20 protein-coding genes are annotated in these 20,405 nt (G+C 45.2%); 11 read left to right on the forward strand and 9 right to left on the reverse strand.

The window, feature by feature from the left end; genetic code table 11:
• Positions 1 to 151: 151 nt before the first annotated feature.
• From ffh to mutT, 6 genes are all read left to right on the forward strand, one after another.
• Positions 152 to 1,537, forward strand: coding sequence for a signal recognition particle protein (ffh, locus tag INR79_RS02390; protein ID WP_004408886.1), 1,386 nt, complete (start codon positions 152 to 154; stop codon positions 1,535 to 1,537).
• Positions 1,538 to 1,843: 306 nt separating this feature from the next.
• Positions 1,844 to 2,092 carry a 30S ribosomal protein S16 gene (rpsP, locus tag INR79_RS02395; protein ID WP_004408887.1) on the forward strand — a complete coding sequence of 83 codons (249 nt, stop codon included), beginning with the start codon at positions 1,844 to 1,846 and terminating at the stop codon, positions 2,090 to 2,092.
• A 26-nt stretch (positions 2,093 to 2,118) separates the two neighbouring features.
• A complete protein-coding gene (rimM, locus tag INR79_RS02400; protein WP_022599632.1) occupies positions 2,119 to 2,673 on the forward strand; it encodes a ribosome maturation factor RimM in 555 nt (184 codons plus the stop codon).
• A 27-nt stretch (positions 2,674 to 2,700) separates the two neighbouring features.
• Positions 2,701 to 3,444 carry a tRNA (guanosine(37)-N1)-methyltransferase TrmD gene (gene trmD, locus INR79_RS02405; protein WP_223095875.1) on the forward strand — a complete coding sequence of 248 codons (744 nt, stop codon included), beginning with the start codon at positions 2,701 to 2,703 and terminating at the stop codon, positions 3,442 to 3,444.
• Positions 3,445 to 3,485: 41 nt separating this feature from the next.
• Entirely contained in the window at positions 3,486 to 3,839 is a 354-nt protein-coding gene (gene rplS, locus INR79_RS02410; RefSeq protein WP_004408890.1) for a 50S ribosomal protein L19, read from the forward strand.
• Positions 3,840 to 4,026: 187 nt separating this feature from the next.
• The gene (mutT, locus tag INR79_RS02415; RefSeq protein WP_022599630.1) at positions 4,027 to 4,428 is read left to right on the forward strand and encodes an 8-oxo-dGTP diphosphatase MutT; all 402 of its coding nucleotides are present in this window, start codon (positions 4,027 to 4,029) and stop codon (positions 4,426 to 4,428) included.
• 86 nt (positions 4,429 to 4,514) lie between these two features.
• On the opposite strand, the gene yacG is transcribed toward mutT, so the two are convergent.
• The 8 genes from yacG to nadC all read right to left on the reverse strand — a co-directional run bounded on the left by yacG (position 4,515) and on the right by nadC (position 11,618).
• Positions 4,515 to 4,709, reverse strand: coding sequence for a DNA gyrase inhibitor YacG (gene yacG / locus INR79_RS02420; RefSeq protein WP_022549572.1), 195 nt, complete (start codon positions 4,707 to 4,709; stop codon positions 4,515 to 4,517).
• A gap of 56 nt (positions 4,710 to 4,765) precedes the next feature.
• Entirely contained in the window at positions 4,766 to 5,506 is a 741-nt protein-coding gene (zapD, locus tag INR79_RS02425; protein WP_223095880.1) for a cell division protein ZapD, read from the reverse strand.
• A 32-nt stretch (positions 5,507 to 5,538) separates the two neighbouring features.
• Positions 5,539 to 6,144 (reverse strand): dephospho-CoA kinase, encoded by a 606-nt coding sequence (gene coaE / locus INR79_RS02430; protein WP_022599625.1) that lies wholly within the window; start codon positions 6,142 to 6,144, stop codon positions 5,539 to 5,541.
• Between the two features lie 49 nt (positions 6,145 to 6,193).
• A complete protein-coding gene (locus INR79_RS02435) occupies positions 6,194 to 7,063 on the reverse strand; it encodes a prepilin peptidase (protein ID WP_045966127.1) in 870 nt (289 codons plus the stop codon).
• A 40-nt stretch (positions 7,064 to 7,103) separates the two neighbouring features.
• Positions 7,104 to 8,336, reverse strand: a complete 1,233-nt coding sequence (locus INR79_RS02440; protein ID WP_223095884.1) for a type II secretion system F family protein — start codon at positions 8,334 to 8,336, stop codon at positions 7,104 to 7,106.
• 9 nt (positions 8,337 to 8,345) lie between these two features.
• The gene (gene pilB, locus INR79_RS02445; RefSeq protein WP_223095887.1) at positions 8,346 to 10,034 is read right to left on the reverse strand and encodes a type IV-A pilus assembly ATPase PilB; all 1,689 of its coding nucleotides are present in this window, start codon (positions 10,032 to 10,034) and stop codon (positions 8,346 to 8,348) included.
• Positions 10,035 to 10,042: 8 nt separating this feature from the next.
• Positions 10,043 to 10,453, reverse strand: coding sequence for a pilin (locus INR79_RS02450; RefSeq protein WP_262415375.1), 411 nt, complete (start codon positions 10,451 to 10,453; stop codon positions 10,043 to 10,045).
• 277 nt (positions 10,454 to 10,730) lie between these two features.
• Entirely contained in the window at positions 10,731 to 11,618 is an 888-nt protein-coding gene (gene nadC / locus INR79_RS02455) for a carboxylating nicotinate-nucleotide diphosphorylase (RefSeq protein WP_223095892.1), read from the reverse strand.
• Positions 11,619 to 11,746: 128 nt separating this feature from the next.
• Here nadC and ampD point away from each other — a divergent pair, with 128 nt between their 5' ends.
• From ampD to lpdA, 5 genes are all read left to right on the forward strand, one after another.
• Positions 11,747 to 12,304, forward strand: a complete 558-nt coding sequence (ampD, locus tag INR79_RS02460; protein WP_223095894.1) for a 1,6-anhydro-N-acetylmuramyl-L-alanine amidase AmpD — start codon at positions 11,747 to 11,749, stop codon at positions 12,302 to 12,304.
• Between the two features lie 312 nt (positions 12,305 to 12,616).
• Positions 12,617 to 13,387, forward strand: a complete 771-nt coding sequence (gene pdhR, locus INR79_RS02465) for a pyruvate dehydrogenase complex transcriptional repressor PdhR (protein WP_004397664.1) — start codon at positions 12,617 to 12,619, stop codon at positions 13,385 to 13,387.
• 51 nt (positions 13,388 to 13,438) lie between these two features.
• On the forward strand, positions 13,439 to 16,102 hold the full coding sequence (gene aceE / locus INR79_RS02470) for a pyruvate dehydrogenase (acetyl-transferring), homodimeric type (protein ID WP_022549581.1): 2,664 nt from the start codon (positions 13,439 to 13,441) through the stop codon (positions 16,100 to 16,102).
• A 31-nt stretch (positions 16,103 to 16,133) separates the two neighbouring features.
• Positions 16,134 to 17,732 carry a pyruvate dehydrogenase complex dihydrolipoyllysine-residue acetyltransferase gene (gene aceF / locus INR79_RS02475; protein WP_223095896.1) on the forward strand — a complete coding sequence of 533 codons (1,599 nt, stop codon included), beginning with the start codon at positions 16,134 to 16,136 and terminating at the stop codon, positions 17,730 to 17,732.
• Between the two features lie 245 nt (positions 17,733 to 17,977).
• Complete coding sequence (lpdA, locus tag INR79_RS02480) at positions 17,978 to 19,408, forward strand: dihydrolipoyl dehydrogenase (RefSeq protein ID WP_022589429.1); 1,431 nt, start codon at positions 17,978 to 17,980, stop codon at positions 19,406 to 19,408.
• Between the two features lie 138 nt (positions 19,409 to 19,546).
• On the opposite strand, the gene INR79_RS02485 is transcribed toward lpdA, so the two are convergent.
• On the reverse strand, positions 19,547 to 20,161 hold the full coding sequence (locus tag INR79_RS02485) for a TetR/AcrR family transcriptional regulator (RefSeq protein ID WP_004397669.1): 615 nt from the start codon (positions 20,159 to 20,161) through the stop codon (positions 19,547 to 19,549).
• Positions 20,162 to 20,405 lie beyond the last annotated feature (244 nt).

Raw genomic sequence — 20,405 nt, forward strand, 5'->3', positions numbered from 1 at the left:
CCACCTCAAGATGCTAGATTCAGCATCATGAGGTGGCTTGGGTATAGCAGTGACTTGTAACTTCAAAGATTGAGGGAAGGTTAGACAGACACTTGTCTGCATATAATGTATACTCGCGGCAAAGTATCGCATTGATTGAGCGAAGTAAGTAATGTTTGAGAATTTAACGGATAGACTATCCAGTACGCTGAAGAACATCAGCGGCAAAGGTCGACTGACCGAAGACAATATCAAAGATACCCTGCGCGAAGTACGCATGGCATTGTTGGAAGCGGACGTTGCGCTTCCGGTTGTGCGCGATTTTATCAAGCGCGTAAAAGAAGGCGCCGTTGGCGTTGAAGTTTCTAAATCTCTGACCCCAGGTCAGGAATTCATCAAGATCGTTCAAAACGAACTTGAAGCGGTCATGGGAGAGTCAAACGAGGCTCTTAACCTTGCGGCGCAACCGCCTGCTGTAATTCTTATGGCGGGTCTGCAAGGTGCGGGTAAAACCACCAGTGTCGGTAAGCTTTCCAAACTGTTAAGTGAACGCGATAAGAAGAAAGTGCTTGTTGTGTCTGCCGACGTATACCGCCCTGCAGCGATCAAACAGTTGGAAACACTAGCCGGTGATGTGGGCGTTGATTTCTTCCCGTCTTCTGCTGATCAGAAGCCGATAGACATTGCTAATGCAGCCATTGATCACGCGAAGAAGAAATTCTACGACGTGCTATTGGTCGATACCGCGGGTCGTTTGGCGGTTGACCACGAAATGATGGAAGAGATCCAAGAGCTGCACTCAGCCATCACTCCAGTGGAGACGCTGTTCGTGGTTGATGCCATGACTGGTCAGGATGCAGCAAATACTGCAAAAGCGTTTGGTGATGCTCTTCCACTAACCGGTGTGATTCTGACGAAGGTAGACGGTGATGCACGTGGTGGTGCGGCTTTGTCGGTTCGTCACATCACGGGTAAGCCAATCAAGTTCTTGGGTGTCGGCGAGAAAACCGATGCGTTAGAACCTTTCCATCCGGACCGTGTTGCATCGCGAATTCTGGGTATGGGCGACGTACTGTCTCTTATCGAAGATTTGCAGCGCAATGTCGATCAGGATAAAGCCGAAAAACTGGCGAAGAAGTTTAAAGAAAAGAAAGGCTTCGATCTGGAGGATTTCCGCGAGCAGCTTGGTCAGATGCAGAATATGGGTGGCATGATGGGAATGATGGACAAGCTTCCGGGCATGTCTCAGCTTCCTGATAATGTGAAAGACAAAGTTGACGACAAAATGTTCAAGCAGATGGAAGCCATCATCAATTCCATGACCATGAAAGAGCGTCAGCGCCCTGAAATCATCAAAGGCTCACGTAAAAAGCGTATCGCAGCGGGCTCCGGTACTCAGGTACAGGATGTTAACCGCTTGCTGAAGCAGTTCACTCAAATGCAGAAAATGATGAAGAAAATGCAGAAAGGTGGGATGAAAGGCATGATGCGTAACATGCAAGGCATGATGGGTGGAATGGGAGGCATGGGCGGCGGTTTTAATCCGTTCGGTCGATAATCCACAAACCAATTTTCAAGGGGAAGCGAATCAGTCGCTTCCCTTTTTGTTTTTAGGTTGCAAACAACAGTGAATTACGGGCTTAAAGCGCTAACCCTTGCGAGGATAAGTATTTTTTCAACTTGTTATCGACCTCACAGAAAAATGTCGACCCTACAAGTGGTGAAAAAATAGCTAAAAGCCTTGCAATACCTAGCAATAAGAGTAAAATTCCGGAGCTTTATTTTGGCACGAGACCCCAAACTGCTCAGTAAGATGAGAAGTTGCTGGGGTTAATTTTATTTTTGAGAAAGCAAAGAGGACGACATGGTAACCATTCGTTTGGCACGTCACGGCGCTAAGAAGCGTCCATTCTATCAAATCGTAGTAGCGGACAGCCGCAAAGCTGCAACTGGCCGTTTCATCGAGAAAGTGGGTTTCTTTAACCCAACTGCACAAGGTCAAGAAGAAGGTCTACGTCTAGATCTAGATCGCGTTGAGCACTGGGTAAGCCAAGGCGCAACAGTATCTGACCGCGTAGCTAAGCTAGTTAAAGACGCTAAAGCAGCGGCTTAATTCTTTTTAAAGAAGTTAATTAGTTTATGTCGATGAAGGATAAAGAAACGATGAGTGAGCAAGGCGACAAAATTGTTGTAGGTAAGTTTGGTGCTTCTTACGGCATTCGCGGCTGGCTTAAAGTTTTTTCCTACACAGACAATGCTGAAAGTATTTTCGACTACAGCCCTTGGTTTATTAAACAAAAGGGTGAGTGGGTAGAGTGCAAAGTTGAAAGTTGGAAACGCCATAACAAAGGTATGGTGTGTAAATTAGAAGGTTTGGATATCCGCGAGGAAGCCCACCTGCTAACCAATTTTGAAATTGCAATCAACCCCGCGTCATTACCTGAATTGTCAGAAGACGAGTTCTACTGGCGTGAATTGTTCGGTATGCAAGTTGTCACCACCAAAGGGTATAACCTTGGTGAGGTCGTTGACCTATTAGAGACTGGCTCGAACGATGTTTTGGTAGTGAAAGCGAATCTAAAAGATGCTTTTGGCCAAAAGGAACGTTTAATTCCGTTCCTTGAAGAGCAAGTGATCAAACAAGTTGATCGCTCGGCTCAACGGATCGAAGTTGACTGGGATCCTGGATTCTAGCTTCAAAATTTCAGAGCGAGAGAACACATGTGGGTTGGCGTAATAAGCCTGTTTCCTGAAATGTTCCGTTCTGTTACTGATTTTGGAGTAACAGGTCAAGCGGTTAAAAAAGGTCTACTGTCGATTGAGACATGGAATCCGAGAGATTTCACTCACGACAAGCATCGCACTGTCGATGACAGGCCTTACGGTGGTGGTCCTGGTATGTTGATGATGGTTCAGCCTTTGCGCGATGCCATACACACTGCCAAACAAGCCTCACCGGGTAAGACGAAAGTCATTTACCTTTCTCCCCAAGGTCGAAAGCTCGACCAGAAAGGAGTGGAAGAACTGGCTACCAACGAGAACTTGCTTCTCATTTGTGGTCGGTACGAAGGGGTAGATGAGCGCATCATACAATCTGAGGTTGATGAAGAATGGTCAATCGGAGATTTTGTGATGACGGGTGGTGAGATACCAGCCATGACGCTTATCGATTCAGTATCCAGGTTTGTGCCTGGGGTGCTGGGGGATTTTGCGTCGGCAGAGGAAGATTCCTTTGCGAATGGTTTACTGGATTGTCCTCACTACACACGTCCTGAAGTGTTGGATGGAAAAGAGGTACCAAGTGTACTGAAATCCGGTAATCACAAGGACATTCGTCGCTGGCGGTTAAAACAATCGCTGGGTCGCACCTGGATTAGAAGACCAGAGCTTCTGGAAAACCTAGCTCTGACTGACGAACAGGAATTATTGCTTGCCGAGTTCATCAGAGAATATCGAAGCAAGTAACCTATTGAATTTAGTATCAGTTTATTCTAGGAATTTAAAAAATGAGCAACATCATCAAAGCTCTTGAGCAAGAGCAAATGAAATCAGACCTACCTAAATTTGCACCAGGTGACACTGTTGTAGTTCAGGTAAAAGTTAAAGAAGGTGACCGTGAGCGTCTACAGGCTTTCGAAGGCGTTGTAATCGCAGTTCGTAACCGTGGTCTACACTCTGCATTCACAGTTCGTAAGATCTCGAACGGCGAAGGCGTTGAGCGTACGTTCCAAACTCACTCTCCTCTAGTTGACAGCATTGAAGTTAAGCGCCGCGGTGCAGTACGTCGTGCCAAGTTGTACTACCTACGTGAGCGTTCTGGTAAGTCAGCTCGTATTAAAGAGAAACTTGCTAAGAAGTAATGCTGATTGCATTCTCATAGTAAAAACGGGTTCCCATTTGGGAACCCGTTTTTTTATGCTAGGAAAACATTGAGGTCACTTGGGTATACATCTAACTGAACATAGCGCTTTCAGGGGATTTGGGTATACACTTGCAGTTGTTATACCTAACGGTAACTACCTCAACATAAAAACAAAAGGACAATGAATGAAACGTGTTCATATCGCAGCTGCGGTTATTCTGAATGCATCACGTGACCAGGTATTCATCACCAAAAGACCGGCAAAAGCGCACAAAGGCGGCTTTTGGGAGTTTCCCGGTGGTAAGGTCGAAGAAGGGGAAAGTGCTCAGGAAGCAACGGTCAGAGAGCTTTATGAAGAAATCGGTATTCATGTAACGGAAATTACGCATTTTGAAGCTCTTAAACACGACTACCCAGACAAGTCACTAGCGTTTGATTTCTTCGTAGTAACCGACTTTGATGAAGAGCCCTATGGCAAAGAAGGTCAGGAAGGAGAGTGGGTCAGGTTAGAAAAACTGAAAGACTATGACTTCCCGGAAGCCAATGTGCCAGTACTGGAAAAAGTACTTGAGACTTACGGAGCCTAACCGCCCTTTTACGCACAAAGAAAAAGAGACGTTTAATCGTCTCTTTTTTGTATTCTGGGGAAAGCCGCTGTTAGGGACGGAGCTCTCTAATAATTGTCTTCAGACCAGCCGTCTGAATCCGACATGTCTGGGGCGCCGGGAATAGACTTTTCCTCTTCTGCCCATTCGCCAAAATCAATCAGCTGGCACTTTTTACTGCAAAATGGTCGATAAGTACTTTGTTCTACCCATTGAACATCGGCTTGGCAAGTCGGACATTTTACGATGGTGATGTTGCTCATAGCGGCTTCTTTGGTCGTTTTGTTAAAGCGAGATTTTAGCACGCTTTGAGGATTCTTTAGCTACAAATTGAGAGGTCAAATTCCACGTCGTGAGGGTAAGCCTGCCCAGATTCAAAGCTCATGAACTTAATAGCAAACCGGTTTTTGTGACCCGAAATCATTGGGTATACACCGTATTCGAGAGGAATGTTGAGACGCAATATATTGGCTTCTTCTGCATCACTTTGATAAAAACCCGCGCGAGCAATGACGGGGTTATCATGACCGGTTTCCCGGGTGAGTTGCAGCCATAAGTGCAAAGCGGACGTCAGAGGTTGTAGTGTCTCTAGCCATCCTTCAATATCTCTGCGGCGGTTTTCGTCTGGTTGATGAAGCCAAAAATGCAGGGAAGGTAAATCGAAGCAACAAGAACCACCAGGAAGGTTAAATCGCTGACGGATAGTACTAAGGAATCGATCTTCTTTTAGCGACTGACCAAAACGTTCTGCTGTCATCAGGTCTTTATGCACGTCGTCGATATTGGCTAGAACTGCCTGAAGCATGTCCTGATTCACGCCTTCAACATTTAACCAGGATTTATAGGAAAGGCGCTGTTTTTCAAGATCTTTTGCCAGCTCAGCTTTCATCTGAATTTGCTCAAAGATTTCCAGCAAATCAAAAATAGGTCGGAAGAAAAGCGGGTACTGAACGGTATCCACTTTGGTGGCAGCGTGGCTCATTTGACGCAATAGCGATTCCACTCTTAAGTAAATTCGAGTTTTTTCATTCAATGGATGTTCAAATTTGTGAGTGGTCATGAAAAGTGCCTTATTGCTCCTTCCTGCATTTATTAAGCCTGCCCGCTTAAAGACATAAACTGTTGATGTAACTGAGTCACTTGAGACAGTAAATCCGAATCCGCTTGGTTATTATCAACCACATGATCGGCATGAGCCAGTCGCTCGTCGCGAGATGCTTGAGAGCTCAAAATCGATTCTACCTGAGCTTTTGCAACACCGTCTCTGTTCATTGTACGCGAAATTTGTGTGTCTCTCTCCACATCCACCACCAAAACAGTATCTGCCATGGACTGAAGGTTATTTTCTACCAAGAGAGGCACCACCAAAAGAGCGTAAGGCGACTGAACAAGCGCCAAGTTCTGTTTCATTTTCTGGCGAATCATGGGATGAAGCAAGTCATTGAGCCAAAGTTTTTCATTTTCATTCTCAAAAATTCGCGATCTGAGCTGACTTCTATCCAGCGAGCCATCGGTGGAAAGGATGTCTGAGCCAAAGTGTTCAACGATTTTTGACAGCCCTTCAGAGCCTGGTTCCACGACTTCACGCGCAATCACATCAGCATCGACGATCTCAATACCAAAGTGCTCTTGAAAGAGATTGGCTACCGTTGTTTTGCCACTGGCAATCCCACCAGTCAAGCCTACTACAAATGTCATTCGAAACCTTTTGAGTCAATATTGAGGTTAGTCTAGCGGGGATTGGTGGTTAAATGCCAAGAAAATGTGAGAAATACCAGTTAGTGATGTCTTGTCCAAACATCAGAGTAATCCACCCAGCAATCGCAAGGTAAGGACCAAAAGGAAAGGCTTGTTCGATGCCTTTCTTCTGCAGACGGAGCTGAATAACGCCAAAGACTACGCCAACCAGAGAGGACATCAGGATGATAATAGGGAGGCTTTGCCAGCCTAACCATGCTCCGAGCGCAGCCAGCAATTTAAAGTCGCCATAACCCATCCCTTCTTTGCCTGTTGCGAGCTTAAACAACTGGTAGACACTCCATAAGCAGAGATAGCCCACCATGGCACCAATGATGGCGTCGGTAAGAGAGATTGGGCTAATTTCAAAAAGAGATAACGCAATGCCTGCCCACATCAAAGGCAGAGTCAGTTGATCGGGTAACAGTAGTGTATCAAGGTCAATAAACGTGGCAGCAATCAGTACGAAGGTGAAAAAGAGCAGAGCAACAGAAAAGTAACTAAATCCAAATTGCCAGGCTACCGCGAAGCTTAGCCCTGCCGTGAGCAACTCGATTAAAGGATATCGAACCTTGATGCTATCGTCACATGCATGGCATTTCCCTTTTAAAAGCAGCCAACTCAATACAGGGATGTTATCTCGAACACGAATTGGCGTTTTACAACTTTGGCAACTGGAACGCGGGACGCTTAACGTCAGCTTTTCCTTTGGAGGTTCAATTTTGTACTCAGGAAACGATTCTGCGCACTCCTGCCTCCATTCGTTTTCCATCATTTTAGGCAACCGATAGATCACTACATTTAAGAAACTGCCAATGACCAATCCAAAGATTGCGGCCATCACAGGGAATAACCATGGGTAGTAGTGAAAAACTTCCATAAATGATCTCTAACGGGTAAACCTAAGGCGAAGCAGAATATTAGCCTAATACACTCATTAAGTTAAATACTGGTAGGTACATAGAAACGACAAGACCACCAATGACGACCCCAAGGAAAATGATGATCAAAGGCTCAAGCAACTTCCCAAGGTTATCGACTGTGTTATCAACCTCAAACTCATAGACGTTGGCGACTTTATTGAGCATGTCATCGAGCGAACCGGATTCTTCTCCAATCATCACCATTTGCAATACCATTTCCGGGAAAGCTTCGGTGTTTCGCATGGCAATGTATATGGGCATGCCGGCTGCTGTGTCTTTATAAACCTGTTCAATGGCGACTTGATAATGCAGGTTACTCGCTGTTTTGGCACTGGTTTTCAAACCATTCAATATAGGAATGCCTGCGTTAAAGCTGGTGGCCAGTGTCCGGCTAAATTTGGCGATGGCTGCCTTACTAAATACGCCCCCCACAATTGGAAATTTTAGTCCCCAGCGAGAGCTCCTCAACCGGAACTTAAAAGAACGCTTTCTTAATAGTTTAAAGCCAACGCTAAAAACAATCAGCGCCAATGCCATCTTCCAGGCATCGTTTTGGACAATGTGAGAGAGCTTGAGGACTTGTTGCGTAAACCAAGGCAATTCTGCTCCAAACCCTGAAAACATTTTTTCAAATTCAGGAATAACAAATTTGAGCATTAAGAATGTCACACCAATCGCTGTTAAGATAACCATTACAGGGTAAATCATTGCCTTGATGACTTTGGATCTTAGCTGTTCACTTTTTTCCTGATAGGTGGCAATACGGTCAAAAACTTCCGAAAGGTTACCCGTCTGCTCTCCTGTCTCTATAAGGTCAGTATAGAAACCATCAAAATGACTGCTTGATGTACTTAATGCCTTAGAAATTGGTGTGCCAGCTTCTACTGCTTTGGTGACTTGAGACAAAATGGATTTCATTTCCGCTTTGTTGTGATTATCTGACACCATCTTCAACGACTGAACAATAGGCACACCTGTTCCCATCATGGTCGCCATTTGTCTGGTGAAAACCATTATGTCTCTTTTTTTGACTTTGTGGCTGAGCTTATCAAGGAGTGAAATACCTGACTTTCTGACTTTTTTTATCTGAATTTGTTGGGTGCGAAGTTTGTCTCTTACTTCTATTTCGGTAAAAGCCAAAAACTGCCCGGACACTTTCTTGCCAGAGCTATTGATACCCTTCCATTTAAAGTTGTGCAGTTTGAGTTTTGGGGAGGATGACTGTTCCAAAATGTCTCCTTACAGATACAGAACGCGTTGGAGTTCTTGATAACTGGTTATTCCTTGTTTGAGGATCTCAATTCCAGACTGGCTTAATGTTTTCATTCCATTTTTAACTGCAAGGCTTTCTATCTCCACAATACTCGCTTTGTGAGAAATGGCTTGCTGCATATCGGTATCAAACGGCATGACTTCATAGATCCCTATACGCCCGCTATAACCCGCATTGCAGTCTGCGCAGCCTTCAGCAGAAGCTTGATAAATAGTGGTGTCTTCTGGGATTAAATGTTTTTCCAATACAGTAGAAGGTAATTGATGGGGTTGTTTGCAATGAGGGCACAGCCGCCTTGCGAGCCTTTGAGCAATAATGAGGCTCAGAGATGAGGCTAAGTTGTATGGCTCAACTCCCATATTACCGAGTCGAATAACGGTTTCAGCCGCAGAATTGGTATGTAATGTAGAAAGCACTAAGTGACCCGTTTGCGCTGCCTTGATAGCAATTTCAGCGGTTTCGAAATCTCGAATTTCTCCAAGCATAACAATATCGGGATCTTGTCGAAGAAAGGACTTAAGTGCTGCGGCAAAGGTAAACCCAATCTTAGGGCTAACCTGAACCTGATTGATTCCGGCAAGGTTGATTTCGACAGGGTCTTCGGCTGTGGAAATGTTTCTTTCAACGGTGTTGAGGATACTTAAGCCGGTGTACAAGGATACGGTCTTACCGCTACCAGTAGGTCCCGTCATCAGAATCATTCCTTGGGGGCGGCGTAAAGCTTCTAAATAAAGGGCTTTTTGCTCAGCACTGTAACCAAGCATATCTATGTTTAAATTAGCACTGCTGCTGTCCAATAACCGAAGCACCACCTTCTCCCCCCATAGGGTAGGCAGTGTGGATACACGCAGATCGATGGCGGCTTTTTCGCTTAGCCTGAGTTTGATACGACCATCTTGTGGAAGTCGGCGTTCGGCAATATCAAGTTTAGAAAGAATTTTGAGCCTAGCAGCCAAACGCCGTCCGAGCTGTGGAGCAGGGCTATTGGCCTGAATCAGTATTCCATCGCATCGCATACGGATGCGGTATGTGTCTTCGTAAGGCTCGAAGTGAATATCCGATGCACCTTTACGTACAGCGTCCAGAAGGACCTGGTGAATAAAACGACTTACGGGGGCGTCATCCTGACTCAAGTCTTCTACAGACTCAAATTCATCGTCACTGATTTGAACCAGGTCTGCTAACTCGTCTTGAGTGATCTCTTTACCACCAGTTCCGCTTTCAACTCGATTCTTACCATACATGCGACGAATACAGCTTGTAAGCTCTCTTTCGTCGCAGAGCAATATTTCTACTTGTTGGTTAGTTGCAAAGCGAAATTCCTCTTCTGCTTCAACGACAGTAGGGTCCGATAAAGCAATAAAAAGCGTGTTATTAGTGGATTCAACGGGTAACGCGTTGTAACGGGTAATTAAGTCTCGAAGTCCTAACTGCTCACATAGCTGAGTATAATCGTATTGGTTGGTTTCGATGACCGATAAACCAAAAATCTCAGCAATATGCTGAGTCAGCTCAAAAGAAGGAAGAATGCCAAGAGCAAGAATAGCTCCGGGGACACTGCCCCCGGAACTTTCAATGCGTTCGACTATAGCTTGCTCATGTTCTTCGCTAATAATATCAGCTTGGCGAAGAATGCTAGCTAAGTTGGTATGCATTATTATTGTTAACAGCCCTTGGGTTTAATGTCAGAACCAACGTCAGTAGAGCATGACCAGCCTCCAGAGCTAGAGCGAACCAGTGTTACATGTTTACCTACAACAGAAGGGCTAACACCAGTACTTTTAAACTCAAATTTGATATCACCAGCTGCACTCGCAGCATTAGGGAAGGTAATAGTGCCCAAAGCAGAAGATGGTGGAACTACTTGGGATATTGTAGGGAAAGCTCCCATTTCTACCACATAAGTTTCAACATTTGTTCTTAGGCCAGTGATGGAAGCCAAAGCTGTTGCTGCTTCTGACTTCCCTACATATTTTTGATATTGAGGTACAGCAATTGCCGCTAAAACTCCGATTACCGCCACAACAATCATTAGCTCTATCAGCGTAAAGCCCTGTTGTTTTTTATTTTTCATAAATAACTCCATTTAAAAGGTCGTATAAAAACAAGGCGAGAATATGAGCGTGCCAAGGGTAATGAAACACTAATTAAAGAATTGCTGGAGGAGGCTTTAAGAATTTTTCAGCTGTTTCATGAGGTTACGAATCTTGTGCGAGTTACTTCAAATGAGATGAGTGATGTGTCTCGCAAGGTTGCGATAGGTAACAAAAAAGAGAGCTAGGCTCTCTTTTCATCCGTTAGTTTATTTTTATAAAAGATGACAGATTTGTGATAATGGTCTACTGTGTAACTTATTGAAAACGCATGGATAAATCCATCGATTTGAGGTGTTTTGTTAGTGCGCCAACGGAAATGTAATCAACGCCAGTTTCAGCGTATTCACGGATGGTCTCCAGTGTTACGTTCCCTGAGTTTTCTAATGCGGCTTTGCCATTGTTGATTTTGACCGCTTCACGCATCATGTCAGTGGAGAAATTGTCCAGCATAATGATGTCTGCGCCGGCATCGATGGCCTGGCGTAACTCATCAAGATTTTCCGTTTCAACTTCAACGGGTTTTCCGGGGTTTAGGTTTTTAGCGGTTTCAATGGCTTTTTGAATACCACCACACGCCAGAATGTGGTTTTCTTTGATTAGGTAAGCATCAAATACACCGATGCGATGATTGAATCCTCCGCCACATGTCACGGCGTATTTCAGAGCGCTGCGCAGACCCGGAATGGTTTTTCGTGTATCAAGAAGGCGACAGCCTGTCCCCTCAAGCTTTTCTGCGTATTGAGCAACAATGGTCGCACAACCTGAGAGGGTTTGAATAAAGTTCATCGCATTGCGCTCACCCGTCAACAGAATACGTGCAGGACCAGTCAAAGTACAAAGTGTCTGGTTTGGTTCCACTTTGTCGCCATCGTTAACGTACCAGTCGATTTTTACTTCACCACCCAACTGTTTAAATACCTCATCAGCCCATGCCTGACCACAGAAAATACCGTGCTCTCGGGTGATGATTGTAGCTGTGTTTTGTGCGTCCTCAGGAATCAAAGCAGCGGTAATGTCAGCGGCAGGATCAAGTGTGCCACCTAAGTCTTCTTTAATTGTGTCTTCAACCGAACGTGTGATTTCTAGTGGCAGTTGCTGCTTCAAATACTCAAGACGTTCTTCGCTATTGTGTGTGTGTTTCATCGCAGTTTGGGAGTTAAGTGAAGTTTAATTGGTGTGAATGATACTCTTTGAGAAGTGAGAATTCAGCTATTTCTCTCACTCCTTTATACTTTGCTGACAAAACAAGAAGGGCATGGGGCGTAAAAGTAATGCAGATTGATGAAACACAATGGTTAACAGACGTAAAACGGGTACCTTCGCCTTTTTGTGATTCGCGTTCAAACGAAGAAGACATATCGTTACTTGTACTTCATCACATTAGCCTGCCTCCCAGAGACTATACGGGCACTTATATAGAAGCGTTTTTTGAAGGGAAGTTAGACAGCACCCTCCATCCCTTTTTTAAAGTAATAAAGGATTTGAATGTTTCCGCCCATTGCTTGATTCGTCGAGATGGCAATATTGTACAGTTCGTCCCCTTTAATAAGAGAGCCTGGCATGCGGGCGTGTCGAGTTTTGCTGGAAGGGAGCGTTGCAATGACTACTCCATAGGAATCGAACTGGAAGGCTGTGAGTTTGATAGCTATACCGATACTCAGTACCAGTCGCTTATCCTGCTAACCAAATTGATACAAAAAAAATACCCGCAAGTGACCGACCATCGAATTACTGGTCATCAGTTTATTGCGCCACTTCGCAAATCTGACCCTGGGCTCACATTTGACTGGCGGCATTTTCGCAAACTTCTCAATTCTGGATCGAAGTAGCACTATTTCAGTGTGTTAACTGAAACCGTCGCTTTCCCAGATGTCAAATCTATAAGTTGTGACTAAGCTCAACCTACGATTAAAAACAAATTGTCATAACTCTAATTTATGTCACACAGAACGACATATTAATTGGTAAGACCAATTTTATTGCTGTTTTAATAAGCTCTTGTTGCATTCAGGTTAATTTGTGCCGCGTTCAATGATGTGAGTCAAGTTTTATCTGGACAGTATCGTTTTAATTATGTTATTTTTTCGCCCAATTTGAAATTGGTATTACCAATTGACTGCAAGAGTAGAAGAACAATAAATATGGCTTATCAAAGGATTCGTCAGCCGAAACTCTCCGATGTCATTGAGCAGGAGTTGGAGCGGTTGATACTGGAAGGAACACTTTCTCCGGGCGAGCAATTGCCACCGGAAAGGGAGTTAGCGAAACAATTTGATGTTTCACGTCCTTCTGTCCGAGAAGCAATTCAGAGGCTGGAAGCAAAGCGTTTGTTAACCCGTCGTCAAGGTGGTGGAACCTTCGTGAGTGAATCTCTTTGGAAGAGCTTCTCCGATCCTTTACTGAATTTATTGTCCACCCATTCTGAAACTCAACTGGACTTGTTGGAAGCGCGCCATGCGATGGAAGGGCTTTCTGCATACTTTGCGGCATTACGTGGTACCGATGAAGACTTCGAGCGAATTCAGCTTTGCTTAGAGCAAATTCGCCAGGCGCAAGAGAAGAAAGACGTAGAAGCAGAAGCCTCTGCGGTAATGGCGTTTCTGATTGCCTTAACCGAAGCGGCGCATAACGTGGTATTGCTCCATATTGTGCGTAGCTTGTCTCCTTTGCTTGAGCAGAATGTCTTACAGAATTTAAAACTATTGCACCGCCGCGATGAAGTGGTGGATAGAGTCAGTAAACACAGAGCTAATATTGTGGATGCGATTGTTTCAGGTCACCCTGAGAAGGCACGTGAAATGTCTCATTCACACTTAGCTTATATCGAAGAAACATTGTTGGATTTGACTCGTGAGGAGTCACGAAGAGAACGCTCTTTGCGTCGAATTCAACGAGGTAATGAGCCGTCATAACCGGCTATTACAAGTTTAAAGTAGATCCAACCAACAGAAGGATAGATCGCCATGTCTGATATGAAGCATGACGTAGACGCACTTGAAACTCAAGAATGGCTTCAAGCACTTGAGTCAGTAGTTCGTGAAGAAGGTGTAGAGCGTGCCCAGTTCCTACTAGAGCAAGTTCTAGACAAAGCACGCCTAGATGGCGTTGATATGCCAACAGGTATAACAACCAACTACATCAACACTATTCCAGCCGATCAAGAACCTGCTTACCCAGGTGATACCACGCTAGAGCGCCGTATTCGCTCTATCATCCGCTGGAACGCAATCATGATTGTTCTGCGTGCCTCAAAGAAAGACCTGGACCTAGGTGGTCACATGGCGTCTTTCCAATCTTCTGCGGCATTTTACGAAGTATGTTTCAACCACTTCTTCCGTGCTCCAAATGAAACGGACGGTGGCGATCTCGTATACTACCAAGGTCACATTTCTCCTGGTATCTACTCGCGTGCATTTGTTGAAGGTCGTCTGACTGAAGAGCAGTTAGACAACTTCCGTCAAGAAGTAGACGGCAAAGGTATCCCGTCATACCCGCACCCTAAACTGATGCCTGAATTCTGGCAGTTCCCAACCGTATCTATGGGTCTTGGTCCAATCTCAGCGATCTACCAAGCTCGTTTCCTTAAATACCTTGACGGTCGTGGTCTGAAAGATACGTCTGCACAACGCGTATACGCGTTCCTAGGCGACGGTGAGATGGATGAGCCAGAATCACGTGGTTCTCTTTCCTTCGCTGCGCGTGAGAAGCTGGACAACCTATGTTTCCTAGTGAACTGTAACCTACAGCGTCTAGATGGCCCTGTTATGGGTAACGGTAGCATCATTCAAGAGCTAGAAGGTCTGTTCAAAGGCGCTGGCTGGAACGTTGTTAAAGTTATCTGGGGTAGCAACTGGGATGCACTACTTGCTAAAGATACGACTGGCAAGCTTCTACAGCTAATGAACGAAACTGTGGACGGTGACTACCAAACATTTAAATCTAAAGATGGCGCATACGTACGTGAGCACTTCTTTGGTAAGTACCCAGAAACAGCAGCACTTGTTGCTGACATGACTGACGACGAAATCTTCGCGCTTAAGCGTGGTGGTCATGAGTCTTCTAAACTGTACGCGGCATACAAAAACGCAGCGGACACCAAAGGTCGTCCTACGGTAATCCTTGCGAAGACTGTTAAAGGTTACGGCATGGGTGAAGCGGCTGAAGGTAAGAACATCGCGCACCAGGTTAAGAAGATGGACATGACTCACGTACTGCACCTACGTGATCGTCTGGGTCTTCAAGACATCCTAACTGACGATGCGGTTAAAGAACTTCCTTACCTGAAACTTGAAGAAGGCTCAGCGGAGTACGAATACCTGCACGCTCGTCGTAAAGAACTGAAAGGCTACACGCCACAGCGTCTGCCTAAATTTACTCAAGAATTTAAAGTACCAGAGCTAGAAGAGTTCAAGCCTTTGCTGGATGAGCAAAAGCGCGACATCTCTACAACAATGGCTTACGTTCGTACCCTTAACATTCTGCTTAAGAACAAGAACATTGGTAAGAACATTGTTCCTATCATCTGTGATGAAGCGCGTACGTTCGGTATGGAAGGTCTATTCCGTCAGATCGGTATCTACAACCCACACGGTCAGGAATACACGCCAGAAGATAAAGGCATCGTTTCTTACTACAAAGAAGCGACCTCTGGTCAGGTTCTACAAGAAGGTATCAACGAGTTAGGCTCAATGGCTTCTTGGGTTGCTGCGGCGACTTCGTACAGCACCAACGATCTACCAATGATTCCTTTCTACATCTACTACTCAATGTTTGGTTTCCAACGTGTAGGTGATATGGCATGGATGGCTGGTGACCAGCAAGCTCGTGGCTTCCTATTGGGTGCAACAGCAGGTCGTACAACACTTAACGGTGAAGGTCTGCAGCACGAAGACGGTCACTCACACATCATGGCTGGTACGGTTCCTAACTGTATCTCTTACGACCCAACATTCGCTTATGAAGTTGCGGTAATCATGCAAGACGGTATCCGTCGCATGTACGGTGAGAACCAAGAGAACGTGTTCTACTACCTAACGGTAATGAACGAAAACTACGCAATGCCAGCAATGCCAGAAGGCGCTGAAGAAGGCATTCGTAAGGGTATCTACAAGCTTGAGTCTTACGCAGGTGATAAGTCTAAAGTTCAGCTAATGGGCTCTGGTACTATCATGAACGAAGTGCGCAAAGCAGCGACTATCCTAAGCGAAGAATATGGCGTCGCATCTGACGTGTTCTCTGTTACATCGTTCAATGAACTAACTCGTGATGGTCAGGCAGCAGAGCGCTACAACATGCTTCACCCAGAAGCAGAAGCGCAAGTGCCTTACATTACAGAAGTGATGGGTACTGAACCTGCGATTGCAGCAACGGACTACATGAAAAACTACGCAGAGCAAGTTCGTTCATTTATGCCTTCTGAGTCTTACAAGGTTCTGGGTACTGATGGCTTTGGTCGCTCAGACAGCCGTGAGAACCTACGTCGTCACTTCGAAGTGAATGCAGGCTATGTAGTGGTAGCAGCACTAACTGAGCTTGCTAAGCGCGGTGATGTTGAGAAATCAGTGGTTGTTGAAGCGATTAAGAAGTTCGACATCGACACTGAAAAAACAAACCCGCTATACGCATAAGACAACGCTTAATTTAGAAGGTAGATAAGCAATGGCTATCGAAATTAATGTACCTGACATCGGTGCCGATGAGGTTGAAGTTACTGAAATTCTTGTAAGCGTTGGCGACAAGGTTGAAGAAGAACAATCTCTGATCACTGTAGAAGGTGATAAAGCTTCTATGGAAGTTCCTGCTTCTCAAGCGGGTATCGTAAAAGAAATCAAAGTTGCTGAAGGTGACTCTGTTTCAACTGGCTCTCTAATCATGGTCTTCGAAGCAGAAGGTGCAGCTGAAGCTGCGCCTGCTCCGGCGGCGGAAGCACCAGCTGCTGAAGCGGCTCCAGCTCCTGCGGCAGCGGCAGAACTGAAAGAAGTTCACGTGCCAGACATCGGTGGTGACGAAGTCGAAGTGACAGAAATCATGGTTGCTGTTGGCGACACAGTTGAAGAAGAGCAATCTCTGATCACTGTAGAAGGCGATAAGGCTTCTATGGAAGTTCCTGCACCATTTGTAGGTACGGTAAAAGAGATTAAGATTGCAGCTGGCGACAAAGTGTCTACTGGCTCTCTAATCATGGTCTTCGAAGTAGCGGGCTCAGCTCCGGCAGCAGCGCCAGCTCCTGCTCAAGCGGCTCCAGCACCAGCGGCACCGGCAGCACCAGCGCCTTCTGAAGCACCAAAAGCTGCTCCAGCAGCATCAACGGGCGACTTCCAGGAAAACAACGAATACGCACATGCGTCTCCAGTGGTTCGTCGTCTTGCTCGTGAGTTTGGCGTTAACCTGTCTAAGGTTAAAGGCACGGGTCGTAAGAGCCGTATCCTGAAAGAAGACGTTCAAAGCTACGTTAAAGAAGCGCTTAAGCGCCTTGAATCTGGTGCGGGAGCATCAGGTGGCGACGGCAGTGCACTTGGTCTATTACCATGGCCGAAAGTTGATTTCAGCAAGTTCGGTGAGACTGAAGTACAGAAGCTTTCTAAGATTAAGAAGATTTCTGGTGCGAACCTACACCGTAACTGGGTAATGATCCCTCACGTTACACAGTGGGACAACGCAGACATCACAGAGCTTGAAGCATTCCGCAAAGAGCAGAACGCGATTGAAGCGAAGAAAGAATCAGGAATGAAGATCACACCTCTTGTGTTCATCATGAAGGCTGCTGCTAAAGCACTTGAAGCCTTCCCTGCGTTCAACTCTTCTCTATCAGAAGACGGCGAAAGCATCATTCTGAAGAAATACGTGAACATCGGTATCGCAGTAGATACACCAAATGGTCTGGTTGTTCCTGTCTTCAAAGATGTGAACAAGAAAGGTATCTACGAGCTTTCAGAAGAACTGATGGCAGTGTCTAAGAAAGCACGTGCTGGCAAGCTAACGGCAAGTGATATGCAAGGTGGCTGTTTCACTATCTCTAGCCTGGGTGGTATCGGCGGTACTGCATTTACGCCAATCGTAAACGCTCCAGAAGTAGGTATCCTTGGTGTATCTAAGTCTGAAATGAAGCCTGTGTGGAATGGTAAAGACTTCACTCCTCGTCTTCAGCTTCCGCTTTCTCTGTCCTACGATCACCGTGTGATCGATGGCGCAGAAGGTGCGCGCTTCATCACTTACTTGAACAATTGCCTGAGCGACATTCGCCGCTTGGTGCTATAAGTCAATATAGGTTGAAACAGGGCGGCTATATGCCGCCCTCTAGTTACTCAAAATAGTTTGATTAAACCTTGTTCGCTACAGGCGTTTCACAATCGAACTGTTGTCTGGCTCACAGGCTAAATGGATTTACTTTTCACACCTTTAACAACTCTGTAAACTGTTTCGGTCTGAAAATAGAACGTTCTAAAAAGAATTCATTGAACACCCACTCAGCCTGTTAGGGATAATGACTACAAGAGGTCAAAATGAGCAAAGAAATTAAAGCCCAAGTTGTTGTACTTGGTTCTGGTCCTGCTGGTTACTCTGCTGCATTCCGTTGTGCGGATCTAGGTCTGGAAACAGTACTTATCGAGCGTTACACCACCCTTGGTGGTGTGTGTCTGAACGTGGGTTGTATCCCATCTAAAGCACTGCTGCACGTATCAAAAGTGATCGAAGAAGCGAAAGCAATGGCTGATCACGGTGTGGTATTTGGTGAACCACAAACGGACATCAACAAAATCCGTATCTGGAAAGAAAAAGTGGTTAACCAGCTGACTGGCGGTCTTGGCGGTATGGCTAAGATGCGTAACGTGACTGTTGTTAACGGCTACGGTAAGTTCACTGGTCCTAATTCTATCCTTGTAGAGGGTGAAGGCGAAGCAACTACAGTTAACTTCGACAACGCTATCGTTGCCGCTGGTTCTCGTCCAATTAAACTGCCATTCATCCCACATGAAGACCCACGTATCTGGGATTCAACGGATGCTCTTGAACTGAAAGAAGTTCCAGGCAAACTGCTTATCATGGGCGGTGGTATCATCGGTCTTGAAATGGGTACGGTTTACCAGTCTCTTGGCTCAAAAGTTGACGTTGTTGAAATGTTTGATCAGGTTATTCCTGCTGCAGACAAAGACATCGTTAAGGTTTACACCAAGCGCGTTAAAGACAAATTTAACCTGATGCTTGAAACCAAAGTAACTGCGGTTGAAGCGAAAGAAGACGGTATCTACGTTTCAATGGAAGGCAAGAAAGCGCCAGCAGAAGCTGAGCGTTACGATGCAGTTCTTGTTGCTATCGGCCGTGTGCCAAATGGTCTTCTGATTGATGGCGAAAAAGCGGGCATCGAAATTGACGAACGTGGCTTCATCAATGTTGATAAGCAGATGCGTACTAACATCCCTCACATCTTCGCAATTGGTGATGTTGTAGGTCAGCCAATGCTGGCTCACAAAGGTGTGCATGAAGGTCACGTTGCTGCAGAAGTTATTGCTGGTAAGAAGCACTACTTCGATCCTAAAGTTATTCCTTCAATCGCTTACACTGAGCCAGAAGTGGCGTGGGTTGGTAAGACTGAGAAAGAAGCGAAAGCAGAAGGCATCAACTACGAAACAGCAACTTTCCCATGGGCAGCGTCTGGTCGTGCAATCGCGTCTGACTGTGCAGATGGTATGACTAAGCTTATCTTCGACAAAGACACTCATCGTGTAATTGGTGGTGCTATCGTTGGTACTAACGGTGGTGAGCTACTGGGTGAAATCGGTCTGGCAATCGAAATGGGTTGTGATGCAGAAGATATCGCTCTGACTATCCACGCTCACCCAACTCTGCATGAGTCTGTGGGTCTGGCTGCAGAAGTGTTTGAAGGTTCAATCACTGACCTTCCAAACAAAAAAGCGGTTAAGAAGAAAAAGTAATTTTTCTTAATACTGAATGATGAAAACCGCTGCTTGTCAGCGGTTTTTTTGTTGTGTTGAAAACCCGATTTTGTTTAACGGAAATAAAAACGGAGGGTAAACCCTCCGTTTTTCAATTCAGCAGTATTTGATTAATGATTAGTGGTCTTGCTTGTAAATGCAAAGCATGCCAAGGAAGCTTCCAACCAAACCTTCTAAGTACTCAGGATCCGGGTTACGGTTTGCCTGTACGTACAATGAGTAGCAGATGCCGTGAAGCAGTTTCGCTAAGTCTTCGGCTTTATGCTCGTCACATACTTCACCACGCTCCATTGCTGTCAGGAACATGTCTTCAATACGTTTTTGAGACTCTTCGTTGCTAGACAGGAACAGTGGCCACACTTCTTCACGAGTGGATGTGCTCCACTCAAACCAGACTTTCATCCAGTGAGTGCCATCCAGTGCCGCTTTGATGATGTTTTGCGTTAGGCTTGTCAGGTTTTCTTCAGCTGTTGCGTCAACCTTCAAGCTTTCATTGATGAATAGCGCGTATTGCTTTTCAACCTGACTCAGTACTTCATCAACCAAATCTTCACGTGTTTGGAAGTAGTTGAATACGGTTGCAACAGAAACCTGTGCAATTTCTGCGATATCAGCGTGACCCCCGCGACCGATGCCGCGTTTTGCGAACACTTCGATAGCAATATCGTGAAGCTGTTCTTTACGCTTTTGTGGAGATAGCCTTGTTCTTGGACGTTTTTTTACTGTATCCATAGTTTTTATTTCCTTGCCAACATATAAAGTTTAATGATTATTTTATAATTAGATTTGCATTATGAGTGTAATGGTGCATATAAAAGTGTCAATGAAGAAATGTCGGAAAGTACTCATTTTCATGACCAAGTTAAAAATTTCCCTGAGTAGTTTGCAATGGTAAAATGTGTTAATGGACGCACATTAACGAAAATATAAATTTTAGATAATGTGATTTATTCTACAAAATCAGTCACTAATAAAT

The sequence above is a fragment of the Vibrio sp. SCSIO 43132 genome, from assembly GCF_019904195.1.
GTDB classification, from domain to species: domain Bacteria; phylum Pseudomonadota; class Gammaproteobacteria; order Enterobacterales; family Vibrionaceae; genus Vibrio; species Vibrio nigripulchritudo.

Excerpts from the sequence above, each read along its gene's own strand:
- ffh (WP_004408886.1), top strand. The coding sequence starts at position 152 with ATGTTTGAGAATTTAACGGATAGACTATCCAGTACGCTGAAGAACATC.
- rpsP (WP_004408887.1), top strand. The coding sequence starts at position 1,844 with ATGGTAACCATTCGTTTGGCACGTCACGGCGCTAAGAAGCGTCCATTC.
- rimM (WP_022599632.1), top strand. The coding sequence starts at position 2,119 with ATGTCGATGAAGGATAAAGAAACGATGAGTGAGCAAGGCGACAAAATT.
- trmD (WP_223095875.1), top strand. The coding sequence starts at position 2,701 with ATGTGGGTTGGCGTAATAAGCCTGTTTCCTGAAATGTTCCGTTCTGTT.
- rplS (WP_004408890.1), top strand. The coding sequence starts at position 3,486 with ATGAGCAACATCATCAAAGCTCTTGAGCAAGAGCAAATGAAATCAGAC.
- mutT (WP_022599630.1), top strand. The coding sequence starts at position 4,027 with ATGAAACGTGTTCATATCGCAGCTGCGGTTATTCTGAATGCATCACGT.
- yacG (WP_022549572.1), bottom strand. The coding sequence starts at position 4,709 with ATGAGCAACATCACCATCGTAAAATGTCCGACTTGCCAAGCCGATGTT.
- zapD (WP_223095880.1), bottom strand. The coding sequence starts at position 5,506 with ATGACCACTCACAAATTTGAACATCCATTGAATGAAAAAACTCGAATT.
- coaE (WP_022599625.1), bottom strand. The coding sequence starts at position 6,144 with ATGACATTTGTAGTAGGCTTGACTGGTGGGATTGCCAGTGGCAAAACA.
- INR79_RS02435 (WP_045966127.1), bottom strand. The coding sequence starts at position 7,063 with ATGGAAGTTTTTCACTACTACCCATGGTTATTCCCTGTGATGGCCGCA.
- pilB (WP_223095887.1), bottom strand. The coding sequence starts at position 10,034 with ATGCATACCAACTTAGCTAGCATTCTTCGCCAAGCTGATATTATTAGC.
- INR79_RS02450 (WP_262415375.1), bottom strand. The coding sequence starts at position 10,453 with ATGAAAAATAAAAAACAACAGGGCTTTACGCTGATAGAGCTAATGATT.
- nadC (WP_223095892.1), bottom strand. The coding sequence starts at position 11,618 with ATGAAACACACACACAATAGCGAAGAACGTCTTGAGTATTTGAAGCAG.
- ampD (WP_223095894.1), top strand. The coding sequence starts at position 11,747 with ATGCAGATTGATGAAACACAATGGTTAACAGACGTAAAACGGGTACCT.
- pdhR (WP_004397664.1), top strand. The coding sequence starts at position 12,617 with ATGGCTTATCAAAGGATTCGTCAGCCGAAACTCTCCGATGTCATTGAG.
- aceE (WP_022549581.1), top strand. The coding sequence starts at position 13,439 with ATGTCTGATATGAAGCATGACGTAGACGCACTTGAAACTCAAGAATGG.
- aceF (WP_223095896.1), top strand. The coding sequence starts at position 16,134 with ATGGCTATCGAAATTAATGTACCTGACATCGGTGCCGATGAGGTTGAA.
- lpdA (WP_022589429.1), top strand. The coding sequence starts at position 17,978 with ATGAGCAAAGAAATTAAAGCCCAAGTTGTTGTACTTGGTTCTGGTCCT.
- INR79_RS02485 (WP_004397669.1), bottom strand. The coding sequence starts at position 20,161 with ATGGATACAGTAAAAAAACGTCCAAGAACAAGGCTATCTCCACAAAAG.